The organism is Porcipelethomonas sp. (assembly GCF_051893655.1).
In the GTDB taxonomy this organism is placed as follows: domain Bacteria; phylum Bacillota; class Clostridia; order Oscillospirales; family Ruminococcaceae; genus Porcipelethomonas.
Window position 1 is genome coordinate 1 of sequence record NZ_JBJFHN010000076.1, and the last position, 8,768, is coordinate 8,768.

Here is an 8,768-nt window from a genome sequence, read left to right on the forward strand (position 1 = left end):
TTTTCCTACTGAATAAAGTCTTTCCTCATAGTCAACAGAAAGCGGGAAAAAGTCAACTCCCTCTCTTGGCTTCTGACTTGCCGTAACATTTGCCATTACTACTGTTTCACCATAGTGGACCCAGCATGAACCGTTTGAAAGCGCACAGGTTTTTCCTGTTTCAACCATAAGCTCTCTGCCGGCGAACTGTGTTTTAAAGGTTTTATAATTTTCAAACATAAACTGCCTCCGTTTTTTCAGTAGCAGCTTTAGCAATAAACCCTGAGCCCCGAAATCAGGAACCACGGTTTTTTGCTAAAATTACCACTACTGGATTTTCCTTGGTTTTAATTTTTCAGATAGATTTAAAAGGCAGAGAGGATTTCTCCCGACTGCCTTTTGAAAACTTACTTACGAATACCGAGCTTTTCAATAATTGCACGATATCTGTTGATATCCTTTTTCTTGAGGTAGTTGAGAAGGTTTCTTCTGTGACCTACCATCTTAAGAAGACCTCTTCTTGAGTGATGATCGTTCTTGTGAACCTTAAGATGTTCAGTAAGATCATTGATTCTTCTTGTAAGAATTGCAATCTGTACTTCCGGAGAACCTGTATCGTTCTCATGAGTTCTGTTAGCTTCGATAACTGCTGTTTTTTCTTCTTTTAAAAGCATTTTTTTCACCTCTTTGATTATTTGCTGATAACTTAGAATAAGGCTGGTAAATTCCCGGACGGGCTTAACCCTTAATCCAAGTACATAGCACGTTTGATATTATATCATACTTTACATGTTTTGTAAAGAGATTTTTTAAATTTTATGAAATAGTTTTTCTTTTTTTAGCTTTTTTCTTTTCAATCGGCTTTTCGCTTCCTCCCCTGTCCGTAAAGAGAACATCTTCATCGTCACCCGAAGTCACTTTAAGCTCCGGATTCACTTCGCCCTTTTGTTCATAATACGGATTAATGACATATTTCTGAACAACCGGGTAGGAATTAAAGCAGATTATGAAACATATTATCGCTGCGGGAACAAACGGAAGAAGAAAAGCAAAGCTTAAATTCCATATTATTGCAATGATAAATACGCCGGATATTAAAAGCGTGATAACCAATGTAAGAAAATTCTTTTTCAGTGCCACACATGAAAGAACAAATGAATTTTTCAGAATATTTTTAAAGGAAATATCTGTTGCTACTATCATAAGATATGAATAATAATTCATCATGGTAAAAATAATTGCAGCACTTATACATATAACAAATGGGATAAGAATCAGTTTGTTGTCATAAGCCTTTGCAAGTTTGGGATAAATGTAAACTGCTATACCTAAGACCGAATAAACCAATATATCCAGTATACCCATAACCGCCGATTTTTTATAATTTTCAGTAAATGTTTTTTTAAAATCAGTCAGAATAAACGCATGTTTTTCAATAGTAAAATTTCTCATAATTTTAAACATTCCGGCAGTTGCAGGACCAATAACGGCTGCAAAAACTATTATACACAATCCGGACATTAAAATTGTAACTGTACTGCTGGAAACTTTAGCAAATGCATACACAGCCAGCAAAACAGGTATAAAAAAAACAGAATAAAGCAAATTTACTTCAGCGATCTTCCAGAATTTTCTTATAAAAAGCTCAAAAAATCTTGCTATCCCCTTTTTCTTCGGTGCATTTTTCGGAATCCCCACTCCTGCATTTTCGTTAAACAAACTCATTATTTATTTTTACACTCCTCCGTTTGTGTCAGGGAACCAGCAATATCCCTGTAAAAAAATACGTAATAACACAGTCTGCCGCAGCCAGCAGCAGACAAAATAAAGTAAGAACTGCAAATTTCAGCACATAAAGTTTTATACTTTTATTTTCGCTTCCATCAGTATTCTTATTAAGAATATAGTTCATAAATAAATTTGAAAATTTAATTGATTCTCTCGCACCCAGAATCAGTACAGCAGAGCTTGCAGCGGCAAATGGAAAAAGCATAATAATAATTGCCAGAAATCCCTTTGCCCCAAGCATAAGATAGAACATAGATGCCGCTATGCCTGTTGAAATTCCTCTGTATACGATACTGGCTGCTGCCAGAGGCTGTCCCAGTGCAAAAAAGCCCAGTAAAAACTGAAAAATCAGAATTACTGCTGCCGGCAGAAAAGCATTCAGATAAATTTCTGAAACTGTTTTAACTCCGGAGGTTTTCACAAGTCCCTGAGTAAGAATGCTTCGGTTAACCGTTTGAGCACTGTCTGCAGCACAGACTATAACTGTCCCTGCGATTATTCCGCCGAAAAGCAGCAGCGTAAGAAGTCCCAGACTGAGTCTGCGTCTCTGTGTTCCCGTAAAATTTGTTCTGTCCGATATTTTCATATGTACCATCCTTTTTAATTTAAGCTTCATGCCTTTTTAAAAAGAATATGCCGGACAAACTTATTCTAGAACCAGTGATTACATTATTTTGCCAGTTCGTAAGCTCTTTTTGTACATGCTTCACAAGCACTGTCTACTACATCAAGCAGATTTCCGCTGTAAAGCTTATCAAGTCCTGCAAGAGTAGTTCCTCCCGGAGATGAAACCATTTTTATAAGTTCATCAATAGAATAACCGGAATCTGTAATCATTTTGGCTGAACCTATAAGGCTCTGGGCAAAAAGCTCCTTTGCCGTTTCAGAATTTATTCCGACTTTCGAGGCATAGTCAATAAATCCTTTAGCAAAAAGGTAAATAAATGCCGGACTGCTTCCATTTACTGCAATTACTTCCTTCATTTTGCTTTCATCTATAACTGCAGCTTTTCCGCATGCTCTGAATATACTGCATACAAATTCAAATTCCTCATCAGATACAAGACCGTCCTTTGCCAAAGCAGAAGCTCCCTCATTAAGAAGCAAAGGAGTATTTGGCATAACAATAACTGATTTAACATTTGTTTCAGTTGCTTTTCTTAAAAACTCACTGTTTATTCCGGCAGCAATTGAAATCAGCACAGTATTTTCTGATATGCTGCCTGAGATTGATTTCAGAACCCCTTCTATAACCTGAGGTTTAACGGCGAGAAAAACATACTTGCATTTTGAGACCACTTCAGCAGCGTCACTGCATTTTTCCACTCCGTATTCAGCCAGTGAATCAACCTTTGAAGCGTCCGGATCAGCAGCAAAAAGACTGATTTTATCGCTCAGAGTGCAGCCGGAAATCCCTTTCATTATAGCAGTACCCATATTTCCTGCCCCGATAAATCCAACATTTACTTTCATTTTATCAATCCTTTCAAAAAAATCACTTGTTTAATTATAACTCAAAAAGCTACAAATAACAAGTGATTTTTCAATATTTACTGATATTTATTATCCGGTAATCCTTTTATTACCGAATATTTTTCTGTAGGCTGTCAGAATAGCCGGCAAAACAACGCAAAGAAGAACAATATCAATTGGAAGCATAATCACATTCTTTACAATTCTCGGCGGAAGCATTGCCACAAATCCCCCAGTTCCATACAAAACGCTGATAAAATAAGTATTCATCAGCAGATTACATATTATATCTACAAGAATTTTAGCAGCAGCACATCTTACCGGAAAAAATTTCCCTGTTTGAGCTTTGTAAAGACACAAACCGTAAATAAATCCGGCTGTCACCTGAACGAGGGTAAATCCCGGATGATATGCACCTCCTGTTTTATTTGCAGCTAAAAATCCCAGAATATCTGTAATTGCTCCGGCAATTGCTCCCGGAACAGGACCATACAGCATGCCAATCGCCGCCAATGCCAGAAAACTAAATGAAATTTTTATAGTTTCTCCGATTGGTATCTGAACAAATATACTCAGCAGTACATAAACTGCAATAAGCATGCCTGTCATCACTATACAGCTGGTATGCGTTAATTCCTTTGCGGAATCACTGAAAACTGACAAAAACCTTTTCATAAAAGACCTCCTTGAATTTGTGCTGATTTGCACAAAGAAGCCTGTTATAAAAAGGTTTGCCTTCATGCATACAGCGGGATGCGAAAACCGTACCGCAAGCCCGTCACAGCTCTTCGTCCCGGCGGCAACTCCCCGTCCCCCGGACACTTCACGCACAGTTTTCTACTCTGATGCCTATATTCGTATGATTTCCGGAAAAATCAGAATGCGATTTCACCGGCAATATGATAAAGCTCTTCTTCAAAAGGCTTTTTCATTGATAATGCTTCCTGAATATCAAAGTCAACAATCTTGCTGCTCTGCATACCGACTACTCTGTTGCCGATTCCCTGTGAAAGCAGATCAACAGCATAATAACCCATCTGGCTTGCAACAACTCTGTCTCTTACTGTCGGAGAACCGCCTCTCTGAACATGTCCGAGAATTGTTGTTCTGGCTTCGATACCTGTTTTTTCCTGCAATGTTCTTGCAATTTCTTCTGAATGACCTACGCCTTCAGATACAACTATGATAAAGTGCTGTTTTCCGGTTTTTCTTGACTCAAGCATTTTCTTTGCAACTGCGTCCAGGTTATAAGGAATTTCACTTGTTATTACATATGTTGCACCGCATGCAATACCTGCATTAAGAGCGATATAACCAGCACCTCTGCCCATTACTTCTACAACACTGCATCTGTCATGTGACTGTGTTGTATCTCTGAGCTTGTCAACCATTTGAACAACAGTATTCATAGCTGTGTCATAGCCGATAGTATACTCTGTGCAGGCAATATCATTATCAATAGTACCTGGAAGTCCTACGCACAAAATTCCCTTTGCGGAAAGATCAGCCGCACCTCTGAATGAACCGTCACCGCCGATTACAACTATACCCTCAAGGCCAAGCTCCTGACATTTTTCCTTGGCTTTTTCAACGCCCTCTTCAGTTCTGAATTCAGGACATCTTGCAGTATAAAGCATTGTTCCGCCTCTCTGAATAATATCAGAAACACTGCGTTCATTCATCTCAAAAATGTCTCCGTTTATCAGACCGTTATAACCTCTGCGGATACCATAAACCTGCATACCCTTTCTGATTGCAGCTCTTGTTACAGCTCTTACAGCTGCATTCATTCCAGGGGCATCGCCACCGCTTGTTAAAATACCGATTTTTTTAATCATTATTATAACTCCCATCCGCCTTCAGGCATATTAATGATAAGCGCAAATCTTCACGCAAATCCTCCATATACTATTTTACTACATTTCAAATATTTGTCAAGTGTTTTCAAATTAAATTCTATAAAAAGTTTTTATTGATTTCAATCAATCAGCCCTATATCATCTGATTTTATTATTTTATTAAGTTCCGACAGCATTTTACTGTCTAAAGAAATTTTATAATCACCTTTCAGCTTAATATATTTTTTTAAACCAGTCAGATAAAAGCACACTTCATGTCTGCCCGGATACTTTTTCAGAATTTCCGCAGCCTGAATAATAATATTTTTATCAGTACCTGATAATTTAATGCAAAACCTTTTCCGGGAAATTATTTCCGAAAATTCTTCCTCGTCAAATATACTGTCCACCGCAATTGTGTCATTATATGACTTATTGCGTGATACCTTGCCAAATATATACAAAAGATTTCCATAAATAAATTTCTTTTCATATTTTGCATACGCTTCCGGAAACACTGTAAACTCCATTGAACCGCATGTATCCTGCAAATTCAGAAATCCCATTTTCTTTCCTGTAGAGGTATAGCGTACACTCACATCATCCATTACTCCCAGAAAGCAGACTATCTGATTTTTAGCATAGCTGCCCGTTTCAATATTCCGGTGTATTTCCGAAGAATCGGGTACTCTCATAAGCTTCAGAGCCGTTTTATACGGGTCAACAGGATGACCGGAAATATACATTCCGGTAGCAAATTTTTCAAAGCACAAAAGATCAGCATAACGATATTCTTTCTCCGGTTTGAATACAATTTCATTTTTCCCGGAAGAATTTTCTGACGCAAACAGACCTATCTGTCCCTCCAGATTTGCTCTGGAAAAGCTTGCTATACTGTCCATCAGATACTCATAATTATTTATCATCTGACGGCGGTTTGCTCCCAGACCGTCAAATGCTCCGGCTTTTATGAGATACTCCACTGACACACGGCTTATGCCAAGCTCTTCTGTTCTGTAGCAGAAATCCTGAAGATTTTCAAAGCTTCCGTTTTCTGCCCGTTCATTTACTATGCCGTTTATTACGCCGATTCCCAGTGTTTTTATTGCCAGAAGACCATAGCGTATGCCTTCGGATTCCGTTGTAAAGTATGCCGAGCTTTTATTTATATCCGGTCTGAGTACTGCTATACCATTTATTCTGCATTCTTCTGCATATTCAATAAGCTTATCTGTATTGTCAAGTACGCTTGACATAAGAGCAGCCATATATTCTTTTACATAATGGCATTTAAGAAAAGCTGTCTGATAAGCAAGATAAGCATACGCCGCAGCATGGGATTTATTGAAAGCATAAGATGCAAAACCGCTCATTTCATCAAATATTTCATTTGCATCCTTTTCGCTTACCCCGTTTGCGACTGCCCCGGCACAGCTTATCGTTCCGTCAGGATTCTTTTCTCCATAGACAAAACTATGACGTTCCTTTTCCATCACATCATGCTTTTTCTTAGCCATTGCACGGCGCACAAGATCAGCTCGTCCGTACGAATATCCGGCAAGAGTACGGCAGATTTCCATTACCTGTTCCTGATAAACCATACACCCATAGGTAACATCCAGAATATTTTTAAGCAGCGGATGCTTATAGGTTATCTGTTCAGGATTATGCTTATTGTTTATATATTTCGGTATTGATTCTGAAGGTCCCGGACGGTAAAGAGAAATAACGGCTATCAGATCTTCAAGATTTTCCGGAATAAGCTGTGACAGTACTCTTCTCATGCCTGCGCTTTCAAACTGAAAAACCCCGGTTGTTTTTCCCATGGACATCATTGCATAAACGTCTTTGTCATCAACGGGAATTTTATTTATATCAAAATCCGGTACTTTTTTTCGTATGTCTTCCACACAGTGTTTTATAACCGTCAGGTTGCGAAGTCCCAAAAAGTCCATTTTGAGCAGTCCGAGACTTTCCAGAGCCGTCATAGTATACTGTGTAACCACAGCGTCTCCGCTTTTTTTAACAGGTACAAGGTCAGTTACAGGAACGCCGGATATTACAACTCCTGCCGCATGAATGGAATCATTTCTGGGCATGCCCTCAATTTTCATGGACATGTCTATAAGTTTATGCGCCGAATAATTTGAATCATAGAGTTCTTTGAGTTCACGGCTTTTTTCAAGTGACTGGGCAATTGTAATATGCAGATCTTTCGGTACCAGAGCTGAAACATCATTTCTGAATTTCACAGACATTCCCATTGTCCGTCCGGTATCCTTAATTGCAGCTCTTGCCTTTAGAGTATCAAAGGCTATAATCTGGGAAACACGGTCTTCGCCGTATTTTCCCACAACATAGTCAATTACCTGCTGTCGTCCCTCTATGCAGAAATCAATATCAAAATCCGGCATGCTTACTCTTTCCGGATTTAAAAATCTTTCAAAAAGAAGATTGTATTTTATAGGATCAATAGAAGTAATACCAATGCAGTAAGCACAGATACTTCCGGCACCTGAGCCTCTTCCCGGTCCTACGGGAATATCATGATCTTTTGCATACTTTACAAAATCCCAGACTATGAGATAATAGTCAACATAACCCATGCTTATTATTACTTCCAGCTCATAATTCATTCTTGATTTTATACTGTCACTGATATTTTCCCCGTATTTTTCTTTCATACCCTCAAGACAAAGTCTTCGGAAAAATGCCGTATTGTCATCTTCTCCGTCAATATGAAATTTAGGCAGTCTTATAACTCCGAATTCAAATTCAAAATTACATTTGTCTGCTATAACCACAGTGTTTTCAACAGCTTCCGGAATACCCTTAAAAAGCTCGTACATTTCCTCTGTGCTTTTAAGATAAAATTCCTCTGCAGGAAATTTCATAGGGTTCGGTTCATAAATAGTCTTTTTCATCTGAATGCACATTAAAACATTCTGAACCTCAGCATCACTTTTTTCAATATAATGAACATCGTTTGTAGCCGCCATAGGAATTCCGGTTTCTTTTGAAAGTCTGCAAATCAGCGGCAGGATTTCTCTTTGCTCCTTTATGCCGTGATCCTGAATTTCAAGATAATAATTATCTGTGCCGAAAATATCCCTGTATTTCAGCGCAGTTTTTTTAGCACCCTCATAGTCATTATTTAAAAGCTTTCTTGGGATTTCTCCGGCAAGACATGCTGACAGACAAATAAGGTCTTCATGATACTGTTCAAGCAACTCCATATCAACTCTGGGCTTACTGTAAAACCCTTCGGTATAGCCCTTTGAAACCAGCTTTATCAGATTCTGATAGCCTTTATTGCTTTTACACAGCAGTATCAGATGATAGGGATGTCCGTCAAGCTTTGCTTCCATGTCAAACCGTGTGCGGGGTGCAACATAAACCTCACAGCCTATAATAGGCTTTATTCCGGCTTTCAGAGCCTCCTGATAAAATTCAACAGCTCCGTACATAACTCCGTGATCAGTTACAGCTATGGCTTTCTGCCCCATTTCTGCCGCTTTTTTTACGAGATTCCGAATACGGCATGCACCGTCTAACAGACTGTATTCACTGTGAACATGAAGATGAACAAAGCTGTTATTTTTTTTATTATTACTCATATAACACCATATTATATTATTTTTGCTGTTTTCTTATTTCATCTGCAAACTTTGAAATTTTCTGAAATCTTCT

General features: G+C 38.4%; 7 protein-coding genes, 1 pseudogene and 1 riboswitch. All 8 genes and pseudogenes read right to left on the reverse strand.

Going from position 1 to position 8,768, the window contains the following annotated elements; genetic code table 11:
• Positions 1 to 219, reverse strand: a pseudogene (locus tag ACI4WO_RS04440) (polyribonucleotide nucleotidyltransferase); the annotation flags it as partial.
• A gap of 167 nt (positions 220 to 386) precedes the next feature.
• Positions 387 to 653: a 30S ribosomal protein S15 gene (gene rpsO, locus ACI4WO_RS04445; RefSeq protein ID WP_439806355.1), complete on the reverse strand. Its 267-nt coding sequence runs from the start codon at positions 651 to 653 to the stop codon at positions 387 to 389.
• Positions 654 to 795: 142 nt separating this feature from the next.
• Positions 796 to 1,704 carry a YesL family protein gene (locus ACI4WO_RS04450; protein WP_439806356.1) on the reverse strand — a complete coding sequence of 303 codons (909 nt, stop codon included), beginning with the start codon at positions 1,702 to 1,704 and terminating at the stop codon, positions 796 to 798.
• A gap of 28 nt (positions 1,705 to 1,732) precedes the next feature.
• Positions 1,733 to 2,353, reverse strand: coding sequence for a hypothetical protein (locus ACI4WO_RS04455; RefSeq protein ID WP_439806357.1), 621 nt, complete (start codon positions 2,351 to 2,353; stop codon positions 1,733 to 1,735).
• Between the two features lie 83 nt (positions 2,354 to 2,436).
• Complete coding sequence (gene proC, locus ACI4WO_RS04460) at positions 2,437 to 3,240, reverse strand: pyrroline-5-carboxylate reductase (RefSeq protein WP_439806358.1); 804 nt, start codon at positions 3,238 to 3,240, stop codon at positions 2,437 to 2,439.
• A 90-nt stretch (positions 3,241 to 3,330) separates the two neighbouring features.
• Positions 3,331 to 3,915 (reverse strand): folate family ECF transporter S component, encoded by a 585-nt coding sequence (locus ACI4WO_RS04465; RefSeq protein ID WP_439806359.1) that lies wholly within the window; start codon positions 3,913 to 3,915, stop codon positions 3,331 to 3,333.
• Between the two features lie 69 nt (positions 3,916 to 3,984).
• A riboswitch (THF riboswitch) is annotated at positions 3,985 to 4,087 on the reverse strand.
• Between the two features lie 28 nt (positions 4,088 to 4,115).
• A complete protein-coding gene (pfkA, locus tag ACI4WO_RS04470) occupies positions 4,116 to 5,078 on the reverse strand; it encodes a 6-phosphofructokinase (protein WP_439806360.1) in 963 nt (320 codons plus the stop codon).
• 140 nt (positions 5,079 to 5,218) lie between these two features.
• Positions 5,219 to 8,695 carry a DNA polymerase III subunit alpha gene (locus ACI4WO_RS04475; protein ID WP_439806361.1) on the reverse strand — a complete coding sequence of 1,159 codons (3,477 nt, stop codon included), beginning with the start codon at positions 8,693 to 8,695 and terminating at the stop codon, positions 5,219 to 5,221.
• Positions 8,696 to 8,768: the final 73 nt, after the last annotated feature.

What these genes read in the sequence shown, in the direction of transcription:
- rpsO (WP_439806355.1), bottom strand. Translation starts at nt 653, where the DNA reads ATGCTTTTAAAAGAAGAAAAAACAGCAGTTATCGAAGCTAACAGAACT.
- ACI4WO_RS04465 (WP_439806359.1), bottom strand. Translation starts at nt 3,915, where the DNA reads ATGAAAAGGTTTTTGTCAGTTTTCAGTGATTCCGCAAAGGAATTAACG.
- proC (WP_439806358.1), bottom strand. Translation starts at nt 3,240, where the DNA reads ATGAAAGTAAATGTTGGATTTATCGGGGCAGGAAATATGGGTACTGCT.
- pfkA (WP_439806360.1), bottom strand. Translation starts at nt 5,078, where the DNA reads ATGATTAAAAAAATCGGTATTTTAACAAGCGGTGGCGATGCCCCTGGA.
- ACI4WO_RS04450 (WP_439806356.1), bottom strand. Translation starts at nt 1,704, where the DNA reads ATGAGTTTGTTTAACGAAAATGCAGGAGTGGGGATTCCGAAAAATGCA.
- ACI4WO_RS04475 (WP_439806361.1), bottom strand. Translation starts at nt 8,695, where the DNA reads ATGAGTAATAATAAAAAAAATAACAGCTTTGTTCATCTTCATGTTCAC.
- ACI4WO_RS04455 (WP_439806357.1), bottom strand. Translation starts at nt 2,353, where the DNA reads ATGAAAATATCGGACAGAACAAATTTTACGGGAACACAGAGACGCAGA.